The sequence below is a fragment of the Nocardia sp. AB354 genome, from assembly GCF_049538315.1.
In the GTDB taxonomy this organism is placed as follows: domain Bacteria; phylum Actinomycetota; class Actinomycetes; order Mycobacteriales; family Mycobacteriaceae; genus Nocardia; species Nocardia nova.
Window position 1 is genome coordinate 318782 of the sequence record NZ_JBMVFU010000001.1, and the last position, 25715, is coordinate 344496.

The 25715-nt window shown below is 70.4% G+C and carries 8 protein-coding genes; all 8 read right to left on the reverse strand.

Annotated features, from left to right (window positions below):
• Window positions 1–2: 2 nt before the first annotated feature.
• Window positions 3–1388 carry a hypothetical protein gene (locus tag ACPCUW_RS01535; protein ID WP_423423454.1) on the reverse strand — a complete coding sequence of 462 codons (1386 nt, stop codon included), beginning with the start codon at window positions 1386–1388 and terminating at the stop codon, window positions 3–5.
• Window positions 1385–1756: a type VII secretion target gene (locus tag ACPCUW_RS01540; protein ID WP_423423455.1), complete on the reverse strand. Its 372-nt coding sequence runs from the start codon at window positions 1754–1756 to the stop codon at window positions 1385–1387. The genes ACPCUW_RS01535 and ACPCUW_RS01540 overlap by 4 nt, the downstream gene beginning before the upstream one ends.
• Before the next feature lie 67 nt (window positions 1757–1823).
• Window positions 1824–2165 carry a YbaB/EbfC family nucleoid-associated protein gene (locus ACPCUW_RS01545; RefSeq protein WP_227462745.1) on the reverse strand — a complete coding sequence of 114 codons (342 nt, stop codon included), beginning with the start codon at window positions 2163–2165 and terminating at the stop codon, window positions 1824–1826.
• 38 nt (window positions 2166–2203) lie between these two features.
• Window positions 2204–2524 carry a hypothetical protein gene (locus tag ACPCUW_RS01550; protein ID WP_063032201.1) on the reverse strand — a complete coding sequence of 107 codons (321 nt, stop codon included), beginning with the start codon at window positions 2522–2524 and terminating at the stop codon, window positions 2204–2206.
• A 47-nt stretch (window positions 2525–2571) separates the two neighbouring features.
• A complete protein-coding gene (locus tag ACPCUW_RS01555; RefSeq protein ID WP_423423456.1) occupies window positions 2572–3384 on the reverse strand; it encodes an ESX secretion-associated protein EspG in 813 nt (270 codons plus the stop codon).
• On the reverse strand, window positions 3381–5330 hold the full coding sequence (locus ACPCUW_RS01560; RefSeq protein ID WP_423423457.1) for a hypothetical protein: 1950 nt from the start codon (window positions 5328–5330) through the stop codon (window positions 3381–3383). The genes ACPCUW_RS01555 and ACPCUW_RS01560 overlap by 4 nt, the downstream gene beginning before the upstream one ends.
• A 196-nt stretch (window positions 5331–5526) precedes the next feature.
• Window positions 5527–7143: a hypothetical protein gene (locus tag ACPCUW_RS01565; RefSeq protein WP_423423458.1), complete on the reverse strand. Its 1617-nt coding sequence runs from the start codon at window positions 7141–7143 to the stop codon at window positions 5527–5529.
• Between the two features lie 100 nt (window positions 7144–7243).
• Window positions 7244–25708 (reverse strand): hypothetical protein, encoded by an 18465-nt coding sequence (locus ACPCUW_RS01570; protein WP_423423459.1) that lies wholly within the window; start codon window positions 25706–25708, stop codon window positions 7244–7246.
• Between the last annotated feature and the right edge of the window lie 7 nt (window positions 25709–25715).

Here is a 25715-nt window from a genome sequence, read left to right on the forward strand (position 1 = left end):
TCCTAGAGGGTGAGAGCTTTGTCCGGCGGCTCGGTGTCCGGTGTGGTGGTGACCGCGTCGGCGGCGCCGACCACGGGGAGGGAGACTCCGGCGATATCGCCCACGACGTCGTTACCGTGCGCGGCCGTGACGAGCTGTCCGCGCACCGCGTCGCTCGCGCTGCTGGAATCCGAAGCGGCGCGGGCCATTCCGGCCGCGCCGGCGCCCGGCGTCATCGGCATCATGCCCGGGCTACCCGCCGTACCGGACGAGGCGATCGCGGATTCGGTGCTCGCGGTGACGGCCGCCTCCGTCATGATCGACGGGGTGCGCGCGGCCTGCAGGGATGAGGACATCTCGGGTGGCCCGGCGGCCGGTGCGCCGACGCCACCGGGTGCGCCGGCTCCGGATCCGGCGGCCGCCGGAGTTCCGCCCGCCGCCGGAACCGGGGCCGCGATCGGTTTCGCGGCGCGGCCGGTGACGCCCGTGGCCGCCTGCGCGCCCGCGCCGCCGACCGCCGACAACGACTGCACCATCTGTAGCGCCTGCGAAACGTATTGCGTCGCATTGCCCGCCGCGCTACTCGAGCTCGACGCGTTGGTCGCGAGCGACATACCGGACGGTGTGGCGCTGAGCCGGGACGTGGTGCCGGCCACGGACTTCAGCGAAGCCTGCGGCCCCGCGACCCGCTGCGCGGCGACATTCGACACCCCGTGCGGCACATTGGTGATCTTGACCTTCTGGCCGGTGTGCGCCATCTTCGCGCTGTGCGCGGTCAGCTCGACCCGCGTCTTGGTGACCACGGCGAGCGCCTCGGCCAGTGTCTGCGCCGACATCGCCAGCACGAACACCTGCCCCGGCGGGGTCACGATGAACGGCGCGGCCGCCGCCAGCGAGGTCAGGTATTTCGAGGTGATGCCCGTCATCAGCGCGTTTCCGGTGAATACGCTGCCGGCCGCGGCGGTCGTGCCCAGCGACATCTGCGCGCCCTGGCCCGCCACCGCGGTACCGTCGGCGGCCGCCTGGGTCGATTTGGCCGCCGCCGACAGCGCGCCCGCGCCCTGCCACAGCGACATCGCCGTCTGCATCGCCGTGGTGCCCAGTTGCACGACGGTCTGCAGCACGGCCGAGATCTGGGAGAGCACCTGCGTCGGGTCCGCACCCGGGCCGCCGCCGAGTTTGCCGGTGCCGAAACTGCTGGCCAGATCCGTGATCGGTTTGGTCAGCGCGTGCAGGTCGAGCACCGGCAGCGGCGGCAGCTGCGGCAGCGGTGGCGCCGGCGGCAGCTGCGGCAGGCCCGGCAGCCCCATCTCCCGCAGTACGTCGTTGACCGGACGGTCCACGATCGACCCCATCGCGCTCTGGCGCAACAGGTCGACGATCGACCGGTCCAGGCCCGGTTCCATCACGCGCGGCCGATTCCGCCGAGCAGGTCGGCGTTGTCCTGGTCGGTCGTCGCGTAGGTGGCGGCACTCTGATGCGCGGTCACCGCGGTACCGGCGTGCACCGTCGCCAGCTCGACCACCGAACTCAGGTGATTCGCCTGCGCCAGCGCGTATGTCGCGAGAAAGTCCTGACCGATCAAACCGAAGACCGGAACGGCCGCGGCGATGGCCACCGCCTGGTTCACCGTGCCCGCGGAGAGTGTTTCGGTGGCCATAGCGGCCGCCGTGTCCCCGTAGCGACGGATCGCCTCCGGTACTGCTACCAACTCGCCCATCTGAAAGCCCCTGCCCGGTAAGCCGATTCGCGCTCGCGTAACCGGCGGATCGAACATCTACCGAGCAATTGCAACAGGCGTCGACGTAGATTGGCACGCGCGCAGCTTAAGAACGCGTTACGCGTCAGTGAATCTCGCGCGTACCGGCGCCGTTCTCCTCGTTGAATGCGGCGATCAGATCACCGCGTTGCGCGAACGCACGGGCGGCGGCGCTGCGCGCGGTGGACACTACCACCTGCTCGAACTCCGCTGGGGTGAGCCGATTCACCAACGGTGAGAAAACGAGATCGAGTAATGCGCCGTTACCGTCGACCTCCACCGTGACGGCGCCGTCCGGTGAGGTTTCGCGGGCCCGCACCCCCGCCATCCGGTCACCCAGATCGCGCATGCGTTCCAGTTGCCGCTCCGTGCGGGCGACCAGCTCGTCCATCACCGAAACACCGGACAGATCAGGCATATTCGCCATCGGCTCCCCTTCGTTCGCGTCGTCTCCGGCGTCGTGGCCTACCACTCCACCGACCTCAGCCAGCTCTGCGGTTCCGTGTCGTACTCCTGCTCGTCGATCAGTTCCTGCCGTTCGACCTGCTCCGCCGTGGGCAGTCCGGTCAAGGCGAGCAGGTCGCTGCTCAGCCCGGCCTCGGCGAGTTGGCGCCGCCGTGCGAGTCCGGCCCGATCGGCCGCGCGTGAGCACAGCCGGAGCAGTTCGGCGGCCAATTCGGCAGGTTCGCGGCGTAATTCGCTCGCCTCGATCGAAATCCGCAGCGGCAGACCCTGTTCGGTTGTCTCTACCGCGATCGAACCCGATCGCGTTGTCGCGGTGGACATCATGCTCCTCGTTGTCGGTCGGAATCGGGCACGGTGGCGCCGGCCGGTCAGACGCGCTCGTCCTTGATCGCGCGGACGACGGTGATGATCTCGGCGTTGATCGCGGCGATCAGTCCCTGCCGGTCCACTCCGGCGGCGGTGCGCGGCGGGCCCGCCTGGATCACGTAGCGGCCGTCGCCGGACAGGTCGCGCCAGTCCAGATGCCGGACGGTACGACCCCGCGGGCCGAAACGCGATACGCCCTGGGCGATTTCGATGGAGCCGGAACGCTCCGGGACGATATCGAGAAAGCGCTGCCCGGCGGCGTCGTCGGGCTCGTCGTAGCTGTCCCAGAGTTGCGGGGCACCGCCCGCACTGTCGGCCGATACGTAGTGCGCTTCGGTGACGCCGGCCGCCGATTCCGGATCGGGCGGTAACAGAATGTGCCCGGAGCCACCGGCCTCGACCTGTGGCAGCGCATCCGCGACCATATCGGCCAGCCGCAGCGGATCGCACTGCACCATGGTGAATCCACCGGCGTGCAACAGGGTGCGCCCGGGCAGTTGGGTGAGCAGGTAGCCGCGATCCTCTCGCCGGGCGGCCAGTAGCCGGACCGCTCCCTCGCCGCGATGCGGGTCGTGGCCGTCGAATCCCGTGACCAGGACGGCGAGATCGGGCCGGGTGCAGTCGCGCACCGCGTCGAACAGGGTGTGGTCGGGCCGGGCCAGCATCCGGTCGCGCAAGCGCGTGCATTCGCGCTGGAAGTCGTCCTCCAGCGGAATGTCGGTGGTGTAGACGAACGGGCGCGGTGGCCCCTCGTCACCGAAATGCCGCCACATGACGACGAATTCGAGATCGGTGAAGCTCCAGCTGCGGTTCATTTCTCGACGACCGGCTTCACGACCACGGGCGCATCGCCGAGCGCGTCCTCGAGATGCTCGACCGAGTCCAGATAGGCGGGCCGCTTGTGCTCCTTGCCCTGCTGGTTCTGCGCGCCCGCCCCGGCCGCACCCGGTGAGCCGGGAGTGCCCGCCATCGGCGCGGCGCCGGCGCGGCCGGTCGCGGAGTCGACGGTGGTGGCGCTCAACGCCGTGCTGAGCGTGCTCGCCCGCGGGAACAACTTGGAGGCCTGCGCCAGATCGCGATTGAGCGCGGGCAATCCCGGCACCCCGGCACCGCCGCCGGGCACACCGCCACCGCCGCCACCCGCACCGCCTCCGGCGCCCGCCAAGGCGGACAGCGGATCCGAGCCGTCCATACCCGGAATGCCCAGTCCCGGAATATCGCCCAGCCCGGCCTTGGCCAGCGCGTCCTGCTGCTGTTGCTGCGTCAGGGTCTGGGCGACCTGCTGGAACGCCTGCATCAGCTGCTGCGCACCCTGCTGCGCGGCCGACATCAGTTGCTGGACAGCGGACATGACCTGCTGCTGTTCCTGCTGTTGCTGTGCGGCCGCCTGCTGCTGCTCCTGTTGCTTCTGCAGTTGTTCCTGCTGCTTCTGTTGCTGTTGCTGTTCCTTCTGTTGCTGCTGCTGGGCTTCCTTCTGCTGCTTCTCGTATTCCGCGGCCTGTTTCTGCTGCTGCGCCAAGGCCTCGCGCTGCTGCCGGGCCGCGGCCTCCTGCGCGGCCTTGGCCTGTGCGTCGTTGGGTGAGCCGCCCGGAGTCGTACCGCCCGGCGGGGTAGCGCCGCCGGGCGGGGTCGCGCCCCCCGGAGGATTCTGGCTGCCGGGCGGGTTCTGACTTCCAGGCGGATTCCGGCTGCCCGGCGGGTTCTGACTGCCCGGTGGGTTCTGGCCCGTCGGGTCGTACGGATTGGCCGGAATCTGGCCGAATGCCGCCGCGGCCGCGGGCAGTACCGGAACATGCGACGAGGACTGGTTCATCCCGAAGACATAGGTACGCCGGAAACTCTCGCGCACCGTTTGAATCCACTGCTGTTGCGTCTTCGCGTCGGCATCGTTGTTCGGCGGCATGCTGTACTGGGTCTCGTTCAGCCACCCCGAGGTGTAGACGAGCAGATCGCCGGTGCCCCTGATCGCGGTGGACAGCCCCGGGATGCTCTTGCCGTAGGCCTGCACCGCCGCGACCGCGGTCTCCTTACCCGGTCCGCTCCACTTGTCGACGGTCACCGAGTCGATCTTGTTGAGCAGATCCGAGTAGACCTTGTTCACCTCGGTCGCCATCCACCACCAGGTGCCTGCGTGGTTGGCGAGGTTCTCGGCCACCTTGTTGACCCGGATGTAGTTGCCGACCTGGAACAGGTCGTACCAGCTCATGTAGTCCGGCGCTTCGGGGCTGATGGTCGAGGACTGGAACGACTGCAGTCCCGCCTTGTTGTCCATCGCGTTGACGGGATTCTTCAGATCGTCGTTGGTGGCAGGCACTTTCGGCGGGTCGCCCATCGGGTCCAAGCCGTCGGCGTCCCACATGTAGTCCGGTTTGCCGCTGACATTGTCCAGCAGCGCGGAGTTGAAGCCGTCCATCTTCCCGTAGGCCTTGCCGGCCGCGATGAAGGTGTCGATCATCTGGCCGAGGATCGTCTTGTGGTCCTCGAAGACCGTCTTCAGATCGGTGGCCTCGGTACCGAACTTCTTGCCCAGCGCGGTGCCCGACGCGAGATTCGAGACCGGCGAACCGGCGGTGAGGTCGTCGGTGTAGAGCTGCAACGTCTTCAGCGCGGCGATCGTGTTCTCCGCGGCCGCGGCCACCTCCAGGGCCACGTCCGGCTCGAATTTCAGCGCATCGTTGCCGGAGGTGTGGTTCTTCGTATAGTCACTCAACGCCGGCCACGGATTGCCCGTAGCGACGGGCGTAGTCGGATCGGGCGCCATCGATCGTGCTCCTCGAATTCGGTAGCAGCGGAAGCTGCGCGTTCACCCCGTCGGCGATACCGTCCGCAGGTCGTCCCCCGCCCGCGCCGATATGCCGAATTGCAAGTCCCACATCATCTTTCGAACAGCCTGCGACCTGCGAGCAACACCGGCGGCAACGGCGGTTGAACGCGGGGTGAAACACCGGCGGCGAGTGTCACCCCGCCCGCAATGCGCCGCGCCGCTCCCGGAACCGCTGTTCGAAACCCTCGACGTACACCGACGGCGCGATCGAGGACGAGGACTGTTCCAGCACACCGTCGTCGGCGACGTAGAACACGGCCCGCCCGATCGCCACCTCGTCGGGTTCGGCGGGCACGTAGACCATCCAGCCCACCGAGATCCGGTCCGCGTGCAGTCGATCCAGCGGATATCCGTCGGTATCGATCCCGGCCTCGCCGATGTGACCACGCACCCGCTCGAGCGCCTCGGCCTGCGGCAGCGGCGCCGGGCCCGTCGGAGTCGCACCGGCCAAGGTGAGCTGGTTGAATGCGCCGTCGATATCGAAGCCGCCGTCGTCGCCGAAGACGGCGACGAGGGTTTCTCGGGTGACCACATCGGCCTCGGCCGCGGCGACCAGAGTGTCCACCGCGGAGCGCAATTCGTCGTCGGCCTCGCCGTCGATCAAGCCGCGGATCACCTGCGCGACGGTGGCCGAGGTCCACACCCCCGGCAGCGCGTCGCTGAGGTGATCGGCCGAGGGCGACTCACCGCGATACCACCGCCCGTTCTCCCACCAGTAGCAGAACGACAGCAGCCCGTCGCCGAAGCGCGGATTGAGCACCGAATTCGACACCCATTCCGGTGCGCCGGCATACAGCCGCGGCAGCGGTGCACCGCCGTTGTAGGCGGCACCGAGCGCCGGCGCCTCCCACACCCCGCCGGAGAGCACGGCACGGCCGCCGGGCAGGAGATACAGCGTGCTGCCGCCGCGCCGGGCGCCCTCGAACCAGCCCAGCGACGGCAACACGCGCGGGCCCCACTGCGATCCGGCGGCGACAAAAGCGGCCGCCATCACCGCCCACCGGCTCCACAGCGTGGGCAGCTCGGGAAAGTCGTCGTCCGACAGCACGGGAACCACACCCTCGGCTCGATCGGCGCGCGCCTGCCGGGCCGCGACGGCCGGCGGGCGGGACTGCCGGTCGCCGTGCCCGATGTAGGCGCCCAGCCAGACCGGCACCCGATCGCGCGGATATGCCTGCAGGTCGGCCAGATACGCCTCCGGCGCCAGCAGTTGATCGTCGGGGAACGGTTCGTCACCGTAGTCGTAGTCGACCTGCAGATGTCCGGCCCGGTCCAATCGGACGAACAGGCGCCACCAGGGACCGCTGTCGAAGGCCGCGGACAGGTCGCGGTGCTCGCGCACCAACTCCAGGACCGACTCGGGCGGATCGGCACGCAGCACGCGCTCCTGGTCATCGGTGAAGACGACCTCGCCGCCGCCGACCACCACCGTGAGGGCGAACACGGCCGTCAGCTCGTGCCACCCCTCGGGCGCGACCGCCGCCAGTTCGCGCGCGATCCCGTGCGCCAATTCCCTGGCGCGCGCCTCCGGATCGACTGCTGCCGCGATGGATTCGGGCATTCCGCCGCCGAGAGTGAAGCCTACGTCCGGCTCGTCCTCGGCGGCGGAACCCGCGGTGTCGTGCGACGGAAGATCGGCCCGGTCGTCGAGTGCGGGATCGGGCGCGGCGGCCGCAGGTGCGCTGTCCGGTCGGGCCGGCACCGGTGTGGTGTCCTGCGGGTCCGGGATGTGGTCATCGGGGCGGGTCACGTCGCGGTGTTCTCCTCGTTCGCGTCCACCGTCCGGCGCGGCCGGCTGCGGACATCCTCATCGGTGCGATGCTCGGTAACAGTGTGCGGTGCTGCGCTTTTCACCGCACACCCCGGACTTCGGCGAAGATCTGCGTTCGGCGTGCGGGATTGTCGAGCACATCGCGGATCCACAAGCCGAGGTCGAGTTCCGGTTTGCGCCGGCGATAGCGCACCGTGCACACCGCCAGTCCCGCTCGGGTCACGGTGAAGTCGGTATGCCGGCGGCCGGCACGCTGCCAGTGCACGATCACCGCCAGATCGTCGGCATCGATCAACTGGCCGGCGACGCGCAGGAAAAGCCGATCGTCGGTGCGGAAGAAGACGAACTCCACGCCGTCGAGATCGCCGTACACCCCGCTGAACGGACCCATCGGCTCGGCGGCCTCGTGCAGCGATCCGGTGAGCGGATCGACCTCCGCGCAACGGTGACCGTTGAACTCCTGCACCAGGATGCGGGGCGCGGCGGGAGTCGGCGAGCCGGTCGGGTGCGCGGGGTGACGTGCCGGAGTGGAGGCGGAGGCCGGGTTGTTGCCCTGCGGCATCGGTGGGGCGAACGGTGGGAAACCGTTCTGCGGAAAGTTGTTCTGCGGTTGGTCTGCCGGAACCGGTTGTACCCCAAGGTATCCCGTTGCGCCCGCTGCCGGATCACCGAGGGAGAACGGGCGATCGACCGAGAATTGCCGATCGTGGACGTTCCCGTATCCGGCTCCCGGGTCGTATCCGGTGCCGTGGCCGTTCCCATTGCCGTACCCGGCCCCGTACCGGTCGGCACCGCCAGGCCCCTGCCCGACGCCATGATCCGGCGGGATCGCTGCGTGTGGACCGTCGGATACCCGCGGTTCAGGGGCCGGCTGCGGCGGAAGCTGCTGTGGGACAGCAGGTTCAAGCATGTGAGGAATCGCGCCCAGCGGATCGCCGAATGGGTTGAGCCCGGTTCCGGCTGGGTTCACGTTCCGCTCGATACCCGCGCCCGGCAGCGGGAACGGTTGTGAGGCGGCATTGCCCGGGGCGCTCGAGTCCGAAAGCCACGGCGGTACCGGGATGTTCGGCTGAGCCTGCGACCCTGGCAGATGGTGGTGGTCGTGGGCGTGATGATGGTGGTCACCATGCTCGTGGCCGCCGTGGTCGTGACCCCCGTGATGGCCGTGGCCACTGTGGTGGCGGTCATGACCGTCTCCGCCGTGCTCGTGGCCGCCGTGGTCGTGACCCCCGTGATGGCCGTGGCCACTGTGGTGGTGGTCATGACCGGGGCCGCCGTGCTCGTGGCCGGGGCCGCCGTGGTCATGATCATTTCCGTCGTGACCGTGGTGACCGTGATCATGCCCGTGGCCGTGCCCTCGGTGATCGCCGTGGGGATCGGGGTCGTGACCGTGATGGTCGTGGTGGCCACCGCCTGGGTCGTGATGGCCTACGCCGGGCTGTCCCGGGCCGGGCTTTCGCGGCGGCTGATGCGGCGGGGGCTGATGCGGCGGCGGCTCGTGCGGCGGCGGGGTCGGAATCGGGGTGGGCGGAAGGTTGACGTCGATGCGCTTCGGTGTGTAATCCGGCCAGTCGAATTCGGCGTTGTGCGGGACGTGTGGGACCGGCGTGATGTAGGGCTTGCGTGGATCGCGAGCACGCGGGTTCGCGCCCGCACGATCGGGCTCACCACCGTCCGGCGGCTGCTGCCCCGCCCGCCGGCCGATACCCGTTCGGTCTCCGGACTCCGAATCCGTTCCGTCTCCGTCCGAGCCGGACGCGCGCCGACCACCCCCGTGCGGTTGCGTGGTCCGCGGTTCCTCGGCCCGGTCCCCTCGGGATTCTCCCTTCTCTCCGGATTCCCCGGCGTCGGCATCGCCCGACGACCCGCGCGCCGTATTCGATTCACTCCCTTCACCTTCCGAAGGGATGCCGGGACGCACCGGAGCCACCGGCCGCTCTCCACCGTCGTCGGCATGCCCCGGCGTGCTCCGACTGCCTTCCGGAGCTTCGTCGGTTCCCGGCTTACCGGCCTCGGTGTCGTCCGCATTCGGCCGACTCTCCGCTTCGTCGAGAACACCGTCGGCAGCACCGAGCTCCCGATGCTCGCCGCCGACCACACCGTCGGCACCGCGTGGCTCGACAAGCCCGGTCTTGATCTCACCGCCGGCACCAGGCGGCGTGGATTCGGAGCCCGGCTGCTGCGGACGCGGGGCCTGGGGCGGCGCTTCCAAGGCGGCGACGAAGGCTCGGCCCTGGGAATCCACGGTCAGGCGGATGTAGCGGATCTCCGCGTCCGGATGGGCCAGAGCCTGTGCCAGTTCCGGATGAGCGTCGACGGCGGCATCGAGTTCGGCACGGTGCGGAGACCCGCCGGAACCGTCGGAGCGCAGGCCGACCACGATCACGATCGGATGGTCGCCCTCGATGATTCCGACCCGGTTCGTCACCGGCCGCGCGCCCTGCCCCGCGAGGAAATCGGGTCCGGCCGCATCGGTGATTCGCTCGGTGAGGGCGAAGACCCGGGTGCGTACCTCCTCGTAGGCTCGTGCGGCGCGCTCCCGCTCGCTGCCGGTGGCGGCGTCCCGTTCGGCGCGCAACCGGCCCAGGTCGCCGGCGAGATGGGCACGTTCGGTCGCCAGCCGCTCGACTTCGGTTCGGCCCGAGGTCAATTCGTGTGGCTCCATCGGCGCGGGCTGTCGCAGCGGCCCGTCGCCGGATGCCGGCCGAGCCCGATTCGCCTCAGCGGCCTGTTCGTCGGGCCCGGCCGCGCCGAGGTCGTCCAGCCGGCGGGTGAGATCGCCGCGCAGCCGCCGCAGCGTATCGGGCAGTTGCCTCGGCTCCACCGTAGCTGCGGGTTCGCCGAGGCGTTCCGCCCAGACGAAGTGCTCACCCGGGTCGGCGTCGGCGAGCTGTTCCACGCGGCCCGCACGCAGCAGCAGATCCAGCAGCGGGTCGCGCGCACCGGGGGCGGGCAGGGCACGCAGCGGCCCCGCCTCGCGCGCCGCCACCTCCTTCAGAGCCTCGACCGGGTTGCGGGGCAATCCGGGGAAGCGTTGCCGCGCACCGGTTTCGGCGAGGATCTCGGCGGCGCGGCGTTCGCGCGGCGAAAGCCACGAGGGATCGGGCGCGGGCGCGTCGACCGCATACGGAATCCGCGACATCCGCAGGGTCTTGTCGCCGTCGTGCTCGGGCGCCTCGGGCGGCAATTCGTCCGGATGGACCGGCACCCCGTCGCGGATCACGAGATGTCCGCTCAGGCGGCGCCGGTTGGTGTCCCAGTCGTAGCCGTACCGGGCCGCTTCCAGGTCGGCGTCGTGCCAGGTGGCGTCGTCGTGGTCGGCGAGGTACCTGGCTTCGACGTAGGCGTCGTCGAGCAGCAGCAGATCTTCGTTGTACGGCGTGGTCCGGCCGTCGCCGTCACCCTCGCCGGTGAGCCGCAGCCAGGCGTCGGCCACATGCGGGAGCCGGTCGTAGGTCTTCTTGACCATCCTGCCGGTCGGGTCGGCGTGGTCGCGCACCCACATCTCGTTGCGCATGAGGTGGTCCTTGACCAACTGGATGCGCTCGGTCAGTTCCGCGCGCGTGAGCGCAGTGCCGTCCGGATGCCGTGCCAGGTTCAGCGTCTCCAGCCGGGCGCCGCCGGGGTCGGCGGGGTCCAGCAGCGGATCGCGGGCCCGGGTCAGCAGGTCGACGATCCGGTGCACATCGGCATTGCCGGCGTCGTCGGCGAATTCACCGATCACCCGATCCGCCCAGCGCTGCACCGCATCCCAGCGCGCAACGTCGCGGTCCTGGCGCGGCGTGGACCACTCCACCCGATCGCGCGGCGGCACGTGATCGGCGGCCGACCACGGCCGATGCGGCGGCTGCAGATCGATCCGCGGCCCGGCACGCCAGCCCTTCCAGCCACGGAACGAGCGCACCACAGGGATCTTGCGCAGCACCGGATGGTCCGGATCGAAGGCGCCGTCGGGCAGCCAGGTGGTGTGCCCGCGCACCCACTCCCCGATCTCCGGCCGGCGCTGCAGCGGACCCAGCACCCACGGGTGCTTGCGCGCCATGTCGTAGAGCTGCACCCACCGCTTTCCGATGGTGTACAGCGCGCCGTCGAGCGGCATGCCGTGATGGGCTTCCTCGTCCCAGCCCGGCGGCGGCTCCGGTTTCGGCCCCGGTCCCTGATGCCACCACAATTCGGCGCGGCCGGCTTCGCTCAGCGTCAGGATCTGCTCGTAGCTCAGCTCCGGCCAGTGATCGGTCAGGAGCCGAAGTACCAACGGCTCCACCATGTTCTGGAACGGTTCGGCGCCCAGGGTGCCGCTGAACCCGTCCGGCATCTTCTCCTCACGCTGCCGATACGGGATGTGGGAGTTGTCCGTACCGCCGAACGCCGCCCACCCCTTGGGCGGCAGCCGCCAGCCGTCGACTTCCTTCTGCCAGTATCTGTCCAGTTTCGTGCCGCGCGGCAGTTCCGGCTGGTAGGCGCGGAAACCGCGGGCCTGGCCCTCCCGGGTGTCGTGCCAGTGTCCGTCCGCGCCGCGCCAGCGCACCATCGTGTCGCCCGCGAACGGCAGCGCGTCTCGGCCGAGGCGGCCGTGCGCGGGCAGCCCCGTGCGCTCGATCTCCACCGGCGCCATGGTCTCGATCCGCGCGCGGATCTGGCCGGCGCCGTCGCGATCGCCGCCGGCCAGCTCACCGGTGACCGACAGCCGATCGATGGTGGTGACCGGATCCTTCAGCAGCGCGGCCAGATCGGGATGCTGTGCCAGCGCATCCAGCAGCGGAGCGTCGAATCGATCGTCGGCCGGCTGTCGCGGTCCGTCCGGATCGTCGGCGCGGACCGGCACGTCCGGATGGTCGAATGCGGCGCGACCGGCGACGACGATGAAACGGGCCGGGCGGCCGCCGGTTCCGTCCTCGTCGGGCGCACGACCGTGGTCCACCCACACGTTCTCGCTGATCCGGCGCACCGTCGGCGTCTCGTCCGTACCCACCGCGGCCCGCCAGTGGTCGGCGACGGCATCGGGCCACGCACCCGTGAGAGCGACCCGCTCGTCGTTGAAGCGGTCGATCTCGTGTTCGGCGCGCTCCACCGCTTCCTCGGCATCGGCGAGCCGGCGCAGGTTCTCGGGGGTGCGCTGCGCGGGGTCGTCGAGGAGCCGGGACAGCTCATCCCTGATGCGCCGCAACGGTTTCGCCCGCTGGACCGCGGCCCGGTGCTCGTCGGCCACCCGGCCCAGTTCGTCGCGGACCGCTTCGGCCTGCGACGCGTCGTGGCGGGCACCCTGTTGTTCCAGGTCGTGGATCTCGCGGTCGATGGCGTCGAGCCGGTCCTCGAAATGGAACAGCCGGTCCAGCGCCTCGGCCAGCTTGTCGACGTGGTCGGTCTGCTCCCGCTCCTGTTCCGGATTGAGCTGCTCGTGCCGCGCGACGTCGGGACTGTCCGGGCCCGCGCTGTCGCTGACGTAGCGCCCGGTGTCTCCGCGCAACTGACGCAACGTCTCCGACCAGCGGTTGCGGCTCAGATCCACATCCCCGAACGGGTCGGCGCGATGGTCGACCTTACTGCGCCAGAACTCGAGATCGGCTGCCACATGGGCCCGTTCGCGCACCTTCGCGTCGAGTGCCGCCTGCGGATCCGCCGCCGGCTCGGGGTTGTCCGCCGGACGAGGCCCGTCCGCGTGCGGCTCGCCGGATCCCGGCGCGTGCGGCTCGGTTCCGGCTCGACGCGGCTGCTCGAGTTCAGCGGGGCGGTGCGCGGCTCCGCCGAGTTCCGGTGGGGGCCGGTGCATATCGCTGAGCCGAACGTGTCCGTCGGCGTCGACGCGAACCTGCTGGAACACGAATTCGCCGTCGTCGCCGAGCAACGCGCGGCGGACAGCGGGGTCGAGCACATGATCCGGATTCGCGCCCGGCGCCACCACGACGAGCCGGTCGGGTGCGCCGTCGCGGCCCGGAACCAGCCGCGCCACTTCCGGTTTCGGATTCGCCGGGTCCACTGGGCGTCCGTCGGCGCCCAGCGGAAGGCCCTCGTGACCGGCCAGGACGTCGCGGGCAGCGAGTAGCGCGGCGTCGGCCGCCACCCGGTCGCGGGCGGCGACCAACGTCTGATCGTGCACCCGCAACAGCCCCAGCAGGGCCTTACCGAGTGATTCGGTCTCCTCGGCCCGCGCCTCCTCGGCGCGGCGGTCCTCGAAGAACTTCTGCAGGTCGGCCCGTGGGATATCCGCGCGATTCCACAGTTCGTCGGCGCGGGCCCGGCGCTGGACGAGCAGATCGCGCACCGCTCCGGCCAGCTCGCGCGGCCGCATCCGCCAGGCGTCGTCGATACCCAGATGTTCGGCGAGCCGGACGATCTTGGCGAAGTTCTTGTCCACCTGATCGTTGCGGCGATCCAGTTCCGCGCCGAGGTCGCGTAGCTGTCTGCGCAGCGCCCGGGTGCCCGGCTCGTGTTCGTGCTCGTCGCCGCCGGCGATCCAGTCTCCGGGGCGACGCACCGGATCCGGCCGCGCGGCAACGGGTTCCGTCGATGCCGGATGGTGCTCGCTCACCCAGATGCGGCCGTTGTGGTCCAGTTCGAGCCGATAGTAGACGGCGTCGAAACCCTCGGCCGCATGCCGGATCCGCTCCCGCGCGGGCAACCGGAGCTCGGGATCACGACCCGATCCGACCCCGACCCACCGGCCGCGCTCGCCGGGGGCGCCGTCCACTCGCATGTGATTGGGGGCGTCGAACCGGAAGCGACGGTAGGAGACTCCGGAGATTCGCGGGCCACGATCGTCGAAACCAGCTCGCAACTGCAGCATTTCGCGTTCGGCGGCATGCTGGGCAGCGGCCCGGCGGGCGGATTCGTTCGCCGACGCCGTGCGGTAGCGGTCCACCAGCTCGACGGTCCCGCGCCGCCGCCGCTCGGAGATGGTGTCGCGATGGTTGTTCACCGCGTCCCGGACCGCACGTTGCAGTTCCGGCCGCGACAGCCCCTCCGGATCGACGCCGAACTCGCGGGCGAGCCGCTCCAGCCGGGGCAGATCGACGGTGCGGCGATCGCCGAGTTCGATGGACAGTTCGGCACGCCGCTGGGCCGGCGGTGCCAATCGGTCGCGGATCGCGTCGGCGACCTGATGGTCGGACGGCAGCGGCACACCCAGGCGCTCGGCGCGGCGGTCCACCTCCAGCCGCGGTGCGCCGCGGTCGAGATCGCCGATCAGATCGCGCAATTCGTTTCGAACCGCCGGCACGGTGTCGGCGGCATCGGCGGTGCGGGCGATCGTCTCGCGCAGGATCTCGCGCCGTATCTCGTCCGGCCGCAGGCCCAGATCGTGAGCGCGCGCGGTCATTCGCGTCCAGGCGCGCACTCGCGTGGTACCGGCATCCGCCAGATCCCGCAACGCCTTTCGCAAGGCACGCGTCACGGGACGGTGCTCCCGCTGTGGGCCGTCCTGATGCCATGTCTCGCGCGCGGACCGTTCGGCGCCGGGCGGCTCGGGTCGGCGCGGGAGCGCCACGGTGCTCGAATCCGGTTGTACCGGGGAGTTTTCGGATCCGTCGCCCCCTTCCCGCAGCGGGCTGCCGTCGTCCGAACCTCCATTCGTCGGGGGTTTACCGCCGGCGCCACCATCGGTCCCACCACCGGCGGCATCGGGTGCCGGTTGCGCGCCGGGTTCCGCCTCGGCGTGCGGCGCGGCACCGCCGGGCCGGTCACCGCCCGGCTTCGCGGGTGACCCACCCGTGCCGTCGTCCCCACCACCGGAATCGGCACCCGGCTCCTCGCCACCGGGTTCGCCGGCGGAGCCCTCGTCACCGGACGGCAGTTGTTCTGCGGGTTTCGCGGTGGGACGCTCCTCGCCGGCCGCCGGCTGCTCACCAGCCTTCGCACCAGAACCCTGAGCGCCGGCTGCCGACTGGTCACCAGGCCTCGCGACATGACCCTCCGCACCAGCAGCCGGCTGCTCACCAGGCCTTGCACCAGTCACCTCAGCACCGGGACTGTTCCGGTCGCCGCGCTCGGCGGAACCTTGATCACCGCGTGCGGCGGGGCGGCGACCGTCGGCGGACGCCCGTTCGCCGGGAGCCTGCGCGCTCTGGGGATTCGCGGCACGCAGCTGCCGTTCCTCGATCCGGGCGGCCTGGTAATCCCGGGCGGCGCGCATCATCTCGCGGCGCAGGCCGTACAGCTCGTTCAACCGCTGCTGGGCGCGGTCGCGGGCGGCGGCCCACTGGTCCGGGCGCAGATCGTTGCGCGCGATCGTGGCCTGATGTTCGGCCGACTCGTCCTCGATCCGGCGCTGGATCGCGGCCTCCAGATCACGCGCGTTGCCGTGATCGGGAAGGCCGAGTTCTCTTGCAATCCTGCGCAATTCGGCATGTGCCGCGTCCTGTCGAGCAAGCGCGGCGTCGATCGGATCCGGCTGCGCGCCCTCGACTCTCGACGCCCCCTCCCGCGGTTCTCCGCTCCCCGGCGTCTGCTGCGATTCGGGTGCCGGCCCTGCCTGCTGTTTCGTCTGCCCCGTCTCCGGCGGCTGCTCGCGGTTCTCGGCCCCGGGCTCGGCGTTCTCCGCGTCGGGTCCTGTTTCCGGTGCATCAGCACCCGAGCGCGGCTGTCGCAGCGGCTTTTCGACTCGGCTCGCCGGATCCGTGGCCGGGTCGCCAGGTGCGCTCTCCCGCCCCGGCTCCGAGGTCCCGGTGACGCCGTTCTGTTTCGATGAGGCGGTCGGCGATTCCGGTTCGGGCGCAGCGGGTTTCGGCTCGTGTGTTCCGGCAGGCGATGGTGTCGGTTCGGGGGGTCCGCGATGGTCGCCGACGATCTTCCACAGCCAGTCGGCGTGCTGGGCGGCTTGCCGGGCCTCCCATTCCGCTTGATCGGCGCGCATCCGAGCGGCCCAGGTTGTGGGACCTTCGGGACCGTCCGGATCGCGAGCGACCATCTCGTCGGCGAGTTCGCGCATGCGGATGGCATGCCGGGCCGCCATCCGCGCGTCCCAGCTCGCATTCTCCGCGCGCATGCGCATGCCCCATTCGGTGGGGGACTCGATGCGCGGTGCGGTGGCACCGGAATCGGCTGCGGGGCCGTCGTTGTCGCCCGGACGCGGTGGTTCCGAGGGCGTGGAGGCGGACTCGCCCGCGTCGCGGCCGCCGGGTGTCTGCGAAGAGGCTCCATCGGGGTCCCCACCTCCGGGCTCCGGCGGCGGTGCACCCTCCGCCGGTGAGCTGGGCGGCTTCGACGGCGGTCCCTGCGGCGGGGCGGCCGCCGCGCCGTCGTCGCCCTCCTCGCCTTCGGACAGCTCCACATCGCGTGCCACGGCCGCGCGCAGTTCGGCGTCCAGATCCGCCACCCGCACGTCGTTGTCGTGGAATCTGCGCGTCGCCTCGAACAGCGCGTCGTGCCGGCGGCTGAATTCCTCGAACCGCCTCCGGTAGTCGGCGAGATTCTCGCCCCGGACGGTGCGCGACCCCAGTTCGCCGAACAGATCGTGCAGGGCCGAGCCGTTTTTCAGGTCGTCGGACAGCAACTCCTCCGGCGTGACGCGGAGTTCGTAGGCATGGGCCTCGATATAGCTGCGGGCCCGTTCGCGCTCGGTCCAGGCAGCCGCCCATTCCCGGCTGAGCCGATCGATGGTCGCCTGCCGGTTCTCCGGCAGATCGGCGACCGCCTGGTGATAGCGATCGTTCAGTTCCGCCAGCGCCTTCAGATCGGCGGCCCGCTGTCGCAACTCCTCGCGCAGTTCGCGGTGCACCTGCTCCCGCTGCGCCGGAGTCAGCCGCTCGTGCTTTTCGATCTTGCCGTCCCGATAGGCCTCGTAGGCCCGCACGTACTGCTCCGCAGTGGCATCGGTGAGGTCGTGGCCGAGCAGCCGGGCCCAATCGCGATTCGGCCGCGATCCGGACGCGACCGGCCGATCCGGGTCGGGTGTGCCGAACAGCCGCTGCCCGTCACCGATGATCTCCCGCAGGTGGGTCAACGCGTCCGGATCGTGCATCGGCACTTCACCGTCGAACACCCGCGGGTCGGTCGCGGGATCGAAACGCAGACCGTTCGTGAACGGATCAGTGTCCGCGAGGGTCCGGATGAAATCGGTCAGCGCCGCACCGGTGCCGGGGTCGCGGAGCCGGCCGCGGATCAGCGAGGTCAGCTCGCCGGGATCGATGCCCTGTGGATTGCGCTGATAGTCGAGTTCCTTCGAGTACTTCTTCGGGAACACGTCCTCCGGTTCGCCGCCCAGCGCGCGCACGAGATCGTCGCGGGCCTCGACCAGATGCGCCGGATCCTCACCCCGCCCCTTCAGGTAGCTCGCCAGCTTGTCGTAGTACTTGACCAGCTGCTCGACCTGCTGTTTGCGCAGCGCGTTGCGGGTGCCGCGATCGGCGATCGACTCGGCGACCCGCTCCGGCGTCGCGTGTTGCGCATCGTCGATGCCGGTGGTCTGCGCGAGCCGGTCGCGCGCATTGGCCAGATCGTGGAAGGACTCGATGGCGTCGCTGGTGCGCGCGTGGTCCAGCAGCGCCTCGATCTGCAGTGCGCGCAGGTCGTTGGCGCGCAGCTCGTGTTCGATGAGTTCGGGGGTGATCTGTGCGGGGTCCAGGCCGAGCTCGCGCGCGATATCGTCTCGGAAGGAACGTATCTGCTCCGGTGTGCGGGCGTGCGGCGCGACCGGGTCCGGCTCGGCGGGCGGCTGGGTGACGTGCCAGGTGCCGTCGGCGTCGCGGACCAGCAGTCCGTCCAGATGCCGGCCCTCGACGTCCACCGAGATCGCCCGGCCCTCGATATCGCCGACGTGGCGGACGTGCGCCTGGTTGTTCGCGTCGACGACGACCGTCCACTTCTCCGCCCGCACCTCACCGTTGTTGAGGCGGGCAGCGAGCCCGGGATGGCGATCGAGGGCCCCGGCGAGCGTCTGTTCGTGGTCGCCGTGCACATCCAGGACCACCAGCCGGCCCGGCTCACCCGGACGCTGCGGCGGCAGCTCGCGAATATCGTTGGCGGGGAAACGTTCCCGGAACTCCGCCACCCGGTCGGCGAAATCGCGGATCTCCCCCGCACGTTCGTGCACTCCGTCACGCAGGTCGTTCAATGCGCGGTCGAGCTGGTCCGGTTCGAGCCGGGACAGTTCGGCCGCGAGCAGATCCGCCCAGGTCGCCCGCTCGTCGCGGATCTGGTCGCGCCGCAGCGCATTCTCGAAATAGGTCCGCAGGCCCTGGTCGCGGCCCGACTCGTCCTCGGGGTCGTATTCGATACGCTCGTCGGGGTTTTCGACGTTCAGCACATCGAAGTCGCGGCCGGATTCGGCGCCGTTGTTCACGCCGCGCCAGTTCAGCAGGCCGGGGTCGTCGCCCTGGGCGATGACCACTTCCTTGAGAAATCGGCCGAGCGGATTGTGGTCGGTGATCGACTGCGGCCGGTACGGGATATCGGCGTGTTCGGCGTTGTAGCGGTGCGCGGCGTCGCGCAGGGCCTCGATGACGGCGGCCCGGCGCAGATTCTGGTATTCGGCGGTATCGAGTGCGCGGCGCAGCGTCTCCGGGCTGATATCGGTCAGGTCGATGCCCAGTCGATCGGCGGCGGCCCGCAACTCGTCGGCTGGATTGCCTTGCGGCGCTTCGGCTTCGCCGTGCTGAGGCGCGGAATGGCCGGGCAGGTCATGGGGCTGTGATTCATCGACCAGGTGGCCCAGCCCGATATCGCGCAGATACTTGTGCATCGCCGCGACCTCGGCCGGGTCCGCGTCCTCGTTCCAGTACGCGTACTCCCGCCCGTCGCGGGTGCGCATCGGAATATGTTCGCCCGCTTGCAGATCCATGCGAGCGGTGAGGTGGTTCAGCAGCGGTGCGTGTTCCCGGTTGATCCAGAGCGTGAACGACTCCTTCAGCAACCGCGCGTAATTGATGCTGATGTCGTGGTCACCGAGGGTCTCGAGCGCGTGGATGTCGAACAGATGCCCGAAATCCTCGGTCATCTCGGTCTGATATTTGCCGTCCTGACCACTGCCCGACGGATATTTCGGATAGTGCCCCTCGTACCCGCCGGTGAACCGCTGCCACAGCGAACGCAGCCGCCCCGGCTTCGCCGGTTCGACCTCACCGCCGGGCGTGTGCTCCCCTTCGCCGACCCGCTCGGCGGATTCGACCCGCCACCGCCCGCCGCCGTCGGCGACCAGCCGCAACCGCACATGCTCACCGTCGACGGTCACGACGACCTCGGCCCGCCGCGGCGGCTCGCCCGGGGCCGCGCCCGGCGTGGGCGGCTCGCCGGGTGGACGACCCGCACCACCGGCACCGTCGGGCAACTCGGGACTGTCCACGTGCGGTGCGCCATCGAACCCTTCGGGGCGCCGGAAAAGCACTGTGACGCCGGTGTTCTCGCCCAGTCGGCCGTCGAGACCGGAATCACCCGGCAGCTCCGGATCGCCGAAGGTGACCTCGGTATAGCCCAACTCTTCGGCGAGCTTGCCGGTGAACGTCCGGCGCGCCGATTCTTCCGGCGTGAAGCCGTCTTGCACTCCCGCGTTGAAACTGTCCAGATTGTCGGTCAGCGTCCCGCCGTCGTACCACTCGTCCTGGATCGCTTCCACCCGGTCGCCGAGCTCGTTCATCAGATCCCGGAACATCTCCCGCCCGGACGGCGTGTCCGGACCGACGTTCACCTCGTAGTGGAGCACGCCGTGCTCGTCGACCCACCCCTTGATGCCGTAGGCGGTATCGCCGCCGTAGGTATTGACGTAGGTCGATCCGCCCGGTTCGGGTGGTCCGGCTGCCGGACGAGCGGACTGCCCGTCGGTCGAGTCATCCCGGGGCGGATGCGCGGAATCCCACGCCTCGCCGTAACCGTGCGCGTAGCTCGTGCCGCCGTCGGGCGCATGATCGCCCATTGCCGGGCGGATGGCGTCGACACCGGCCTGGTTCGCGATCCGGTCCAGTTCGGCGGCCCGCGCCACCGCATCGCCCGGCAGGTCGTCGCGCGCGGCCGCCCGTTCGCGCGCCGCGGTGAACGCGTCGCGGTAGATCCGCTCCAGCGGACTGGTCGCGATGTCGTGGCCCGCCTCGCGCAACTGTGCGAGCGCGTTGAATTCCATTGCGTGCGCGTCGGTTTCCTCGTCCACCATATGGTCGACGTATTCCTCGCGCGACATCCGATCGCGGTCGAGCACTCCGTCGGCGGCACTGCGCTCGTGCGCCCGCTGGGCATGAATGGCGGCGTGGACCATCGCGGCCATCTGCTCGCCGTCGGTGCCGCCGATATCGAGGGTGAGCCGGTTGCGGGCGGGCTCGTACCGATGACCACCCCCGGAGTCGTGTTCGATGGTCACGCCCCGGGCGTGCAGCGTGTCGACCGCCCAGGCGCCCACCGGCACATCGGCCAGTGTGCGTTCCAGCTCGGTGACGATCGCCTCGGAAGCCCGCGCCGCGAGGTCCTGCGGCTCGACGGGTTCGGCCGGTTCTTCCCGGGCGGGCCCCGGTTGGTCGGCCCGCTCGTAGCGGATCTCGCCGTTGTGGCGGGTGTCGACGGTCAGGTATTCGGGCTCGACACCCGGGCGGGCCACGCGCTCCACGATCTCGGGCGGCGCCGCCCGCATGACCCGCTCGTGATCGCCGGGCCCCGCGGCGACCATGATCCGTTCCGGTTCACCGGGAATCACCGCGAAGTGGTCACCGAGCACTTCGGCGCCCGGGGCATCGGCGATCATGTCACCGAGCAGCCGGCGCGCGACGTCCGCGGCGGCGGTAGCCCGCAGCCGGTCGACCTCGGCCAGCGCGTTGTGATGCCGATCGACCAGATCCGACATCCGTCGCAGATCGTGGGCCAGCCGACGCAACTCGGCGCGGCGCTCCGGTGGCAGCCCATCGCGGCCGAGTTCGCGCTCGACGGTGCGCAGCTGATCGGAGATCAAGTGCTGCACCATATCCCGGCGCATCGTCGGGTCGTAGGGGATGCGATCGGCCACCCGGTCGGCGACGTGGGCCAGTTCCCGCGCATGCTCGTTCAACCGCACGGTGGCGATATGCCGCTCGAGTGCGGCCGAGCGGATGCGGTCGCGGACCACCGGATCGTCGGGCACGTAGCGGATGCTCTGATCGGTCGGAGTGCGGGCGCCGTCGTGCGCGCGATCCCAGATATCGCGGTAATGATCGGCGTAGGTTCGGCCACTGTCGTTCGGCGGGACGTGCTCGAGGTAGTTGCGCAGATGGTCGACCGCCACCTCATGTGCGATCTCGTGCGCTGCCGGGCCCTCGAGTCCGCGCAGCGCGCGCTCGTAGGCATGGCGGTAGGCGACCTCGGCGGGGTGTTCGGCGATGTCGTAGCCGAGTTCACGCAACTCCGCCGCCAGCTGGAAGCGGCGTCCGGAGGCCATCGCCTCCTCGTGCACCATCTCGCGCACATAGTCGTCGCGCGACAGCTCGAGGGGGCGATCGGCGGGGGATTCGCCGTTGAGATACCGCTCGGCGTGCACGCTCTCGTGTGCGAGGGTGAGTGCCTGAGCGATCTGGCCGCGTCCCTCGGCGTACAGGACCGCCGTGATGTCGCGGCGCCGGAACGATCCGGATCTGCCGTCGCCGTGCGACCCCTGATCGATGTGCTCGCGATAGCGGCGATCGGTGAGTTCGCCGAGAATCCTTCTGCCGGTAGGTGTTCGGAGCAGCAGTTCGTGCACCCGGCCGACATTGTCGTCGAGCGCCTGCCGGATGCGCACGGCGTGCGGATCCTGCTGCCGCGCAAGGGCTTCCCGATGTTCCGGGGTGAGCGGATGGATGGGCCGCCCACGGTGGTCGAACAGAATCATGTGGGTGTCGTGCAGATCCGAAGGCACGCTCGCCGGGTGGTCGGTCACCACCCCCGTACTCGGATCGCGCACCACGATCCGCCCGCCACCCTCGTGGACCATGACGTAGGCGTGCGCACCGACTACTCGGCGACCCGGACCGGCGTGATAACCGTCGACCACCAGTGCCGACGCCCCCTTGCGCATCCGCGAGAGCCGCCGGGCGATCGCGTCGTGGTCGCCGACCTTCACCATCCGGCCACCGGCGTCCGCCTGAACCTCCGCGGCGGTCATCCCTTCCGGTCCGACGGCGCGCTCGGGCAGCCGGATCGTCTTGCTGCCGGTGAGATCGCGAATCAGTCTCAGCGCCAATTCGGCACAGCGGCCGCGGGTCGACTCCGGCCGCGGAGTCGCCGGTTTCGCCGCCTCCGGAGCCCCGGTGTGATCGGGCTGCTCGCTCCTCGCGGAACGCGCCGGCTGATGGTCGCCGACCGGCGCCGGCATGGGCGGGGCGCCCGGCACCAACTGGTCTTCGGGCCGGTCATCGCTCGTCTCGTCGCGGTCGTGCCGGGTGCCGTCCTCGCCTGCCTCGTCGTGAACCGGTTTGCGCACCGTACCGTCGTGGTTCGCGTCGGCGGCGGGGCGCCGTCGTGGTCCACCCGGTTCCGCATTCGATTTGTCCTGCGCGACATCGTGTTCGGATCGGGTCTCGTCCGGATGCGACGGGTGTCGCGCCGGATCGCCGGTGTCGTCGCGCGGCGTACCCGCATCGTCGGCCCGGTCGTGCCGCACGCCCGGCTCGTCCGGATGGTTCGAGACGCCCGAATCCGCGTCGCGAGGTGCGGCGGCATCCGCGTGAACCGCCGAGTCGGCGTCCCGGGAGGCAACGGACTCGTCGGCCCCCGGTACAGCCCTGTCGGAATCGCGGGTAGGCGCGCGGTCGTCCAGCGGGCGCGCACCTTCCGAATCACGCGGACCGGCATACTCGGCATTCCTCGGGCCGGCATGCTCACTGACCGGAGGCTCGGTGCTGTCGGAATCGCGCGGGGCAGACACGTCGGTGTCACGCTGCTCGGGGTCCCGCTGGACCGTCTCATCCGTATCACGCGGGGTGGAGGTCTCGGCATCGCGCCGCTCGGGGTCGCGTTGGACCGTCTCGTCCGTATCGCGCGGGGTCGACGTGTCGGCATCGCGGCGCTCGGACTCCCGTTGCGCGGGCTCGGTCGAATCGCCCGGATCTCGGCCGTCTCCGCGCGCGGGCTCGGCCGACTGCTCCGGCGAATCTTCGGCACGCGCGGGCCGATCGACTTGCGCCGCATCCGGTTCGTTGGACTCCGGTTCGTCGGCACGACGCGCCCCCGGCTCGTCACCCGCGGTCGCTTCGTCGCGCCTCGCGGTGTCGTCTCCGGTTCCGGCCTTGCCACGAGTTCCTGCCTCATCGCTCGTGGCGTCGTCACGCGTTCCGGCGCCGTCCAGATCCCTCGATGGCGCGGCCTGACGTTCGGGTGCGCGTACCTCGTCGCGGGACGCCGGTCGGTCCGGCCGTTGCGCGGTGGGCTGATCGGATTTGCTTGGGGTGCGGGTGTTTTCGGGACGTTCGCTCGCGCGTGTCGGTTCGGACCCGCGTGGTTGGTCCGTGCGCGGGCCGGCACCGGCGCGGTCTCGCGGCTGGGCGGCTTCCGCGCGGTCCGGTTTGGCGGTGACCCGTTCGCCCTCGCTCGCGCCGGGCCGGGTCGCGGCGCGCGGGCCCTCGGAGTCGCCGACTCGAGCCTGCACCCGCGGATCGGCAGCGGGGCGGGCCGCGGACGGGTCGGCCGCACCGGCTCTGCCCTGCGGCCGGGCATCGGTGGCGGAACCGCGGCCGAGATCGGAGGCGGCACGTCCGTCGGCGCCGGTCCTGGCGTCGGGCGTGCGCACCTCCCCGGTCCGGGGCGCCTCGGCACCGCCGGACGCGGGTCCGCGAGCGTCGACCGGCGACGCTCCGGATGCGGCCGTGGAGCCCGTCGACGCACCGGCTGTCGCGCTCGAGCCGGTCGACGCTCCGGGGCCCGTCGCGCTCGAGCCCGACGACGCGCTCGATCCCGACGACGCACTCGGCCCCGACGATGCGCTCGATCCCGACGTACTCGGCCCCGACGAAGCGCTCGGGCCGGACGATGCGGCCGGTCCCGAGGCGGCGGCGGAACTCGCCGACTCGGCCGGTCCGGACGATGCGGCAGGACCGGCGGCCGTGCCCGCTTCGCTGCCGGCGGGTGCGGCCCCCGACGCATGGGACACAGATTCGGAGGCGGGAGTCGTTGTCGGCGTGACGTTTTCGTGCGTACCGCCGCTCGGCGGCGCGGCGGTGCCCGCGGTCGTGGAATCGTGCGTGCCGCCCGGCACCTCGCTGCGAGCCGGCGGAGTCGGCGACGAGTCGGATACCGGTCCGGTGGATGTCGCGGATTCGGACGGCGTACTCGAGCCCTCCGACCCGGGACGCTCCGCCGGCGGAGTCGACGGTGTGGTCTCGGAGGTATCCGACCGGTCTTGTGGCGCGGTCTGTTCCGGCGTACCACCGGCGTCGGATGCCGGGCGCTCGTGGGTGCCGGCCGTCGTAGTCGGCGCACCCGCGTGGCTGTCGTGACCGTTGGTCACCGCCCCGCCGCGCACGGACCCGGAGGATCCCGGCTCGCCGTGCACGCCGGTAGCGGAATCACCGTGCGGCACAGCGTCATTGCTGTCGGACAGGTCGACATGGGCGTTCGGCACGGTGCCGTCGTGGGTGGAGCCGTGCAGATCACCGATATTGCCCAGATCCGGCCGCGGCGCGTTCAGCTTCCAGAACGGCGAGTTCTCGAAATGACTGTGCGCCATATTGTGATTCACCGCCGACGCCCCGCCGGTGATCGCTCCGGCGCTGAACATGCGCCAATCGACGTGCGTATTCTTCAAATTCTTCAGCGCGGTGTCCAGATCACCGTGCGCCAGATCGGAGGCGAACTGCCAGCCGACCGAGCCCCCGAAGGCTGCCACCGAGTTGACCAGGCCCGATCCGGCGCCGATCCCCGCGCGGGTGAGATTGACGCCCCACTTCGAGGTGACGTCGCCGACCTCGTTGCGGAAGGCGTTGCCGAACTTCTTGCCCATCGCCTCACCGAAGGCGCCGCCGGCCGCGCCACCGACACCCGCGGCGAAGGTGGTGACCTCGAGCTGCTGCCAGTCGATGCTCTTGCGGTGCCCCTCCCACACCTGCCACTGCTGCACCGCGAAATCCTGGATCGCGCCGAGGGCCGCGTTCAGCAGCACATGGCGGAACATGAAGCGCACCAACGCGTTCTCGGCCAACCGGCCCGCCCAACCGGCCATCGCGTCGAGTACGCGGCGCATCATCATCCGCACCGCGACACGGGTTGCGACGATGATGCCCGCTTCCTCCGCGGGAGCCGTCGGCGGGAAGATCCACACCGCGGCGATATCGGCGGCGGTGATCACCAGCGTCGAATAGAACATCAGCTTGGTGTATTCGATCTGCGTACCGCCGCCGAAGACCGAATCCCCGACCTGATCGAAGTATCCCGCCAGCGCCTCCAGCGAATCCTTGCCGTGGCGCATGCTGTCGAAGGTGTCGATCATCTGCTGCTGGCCGTCGCCGGACGGGTACGCGGCCAGTGTCGCGGATTTGGCGTCGTCCATCAGGCTCAGGATGTCGCGCAGTTCGCCGGCGGCGGTATGCCAGTCGCCTGCCAGCGACCACATATCGTCTTCGTTGCCGTGCGGCCACTCCATCCCGATGGCCGCACCCAGCCACTCGAGCCAGCTGGGAAACTCGATCATGCGCGGT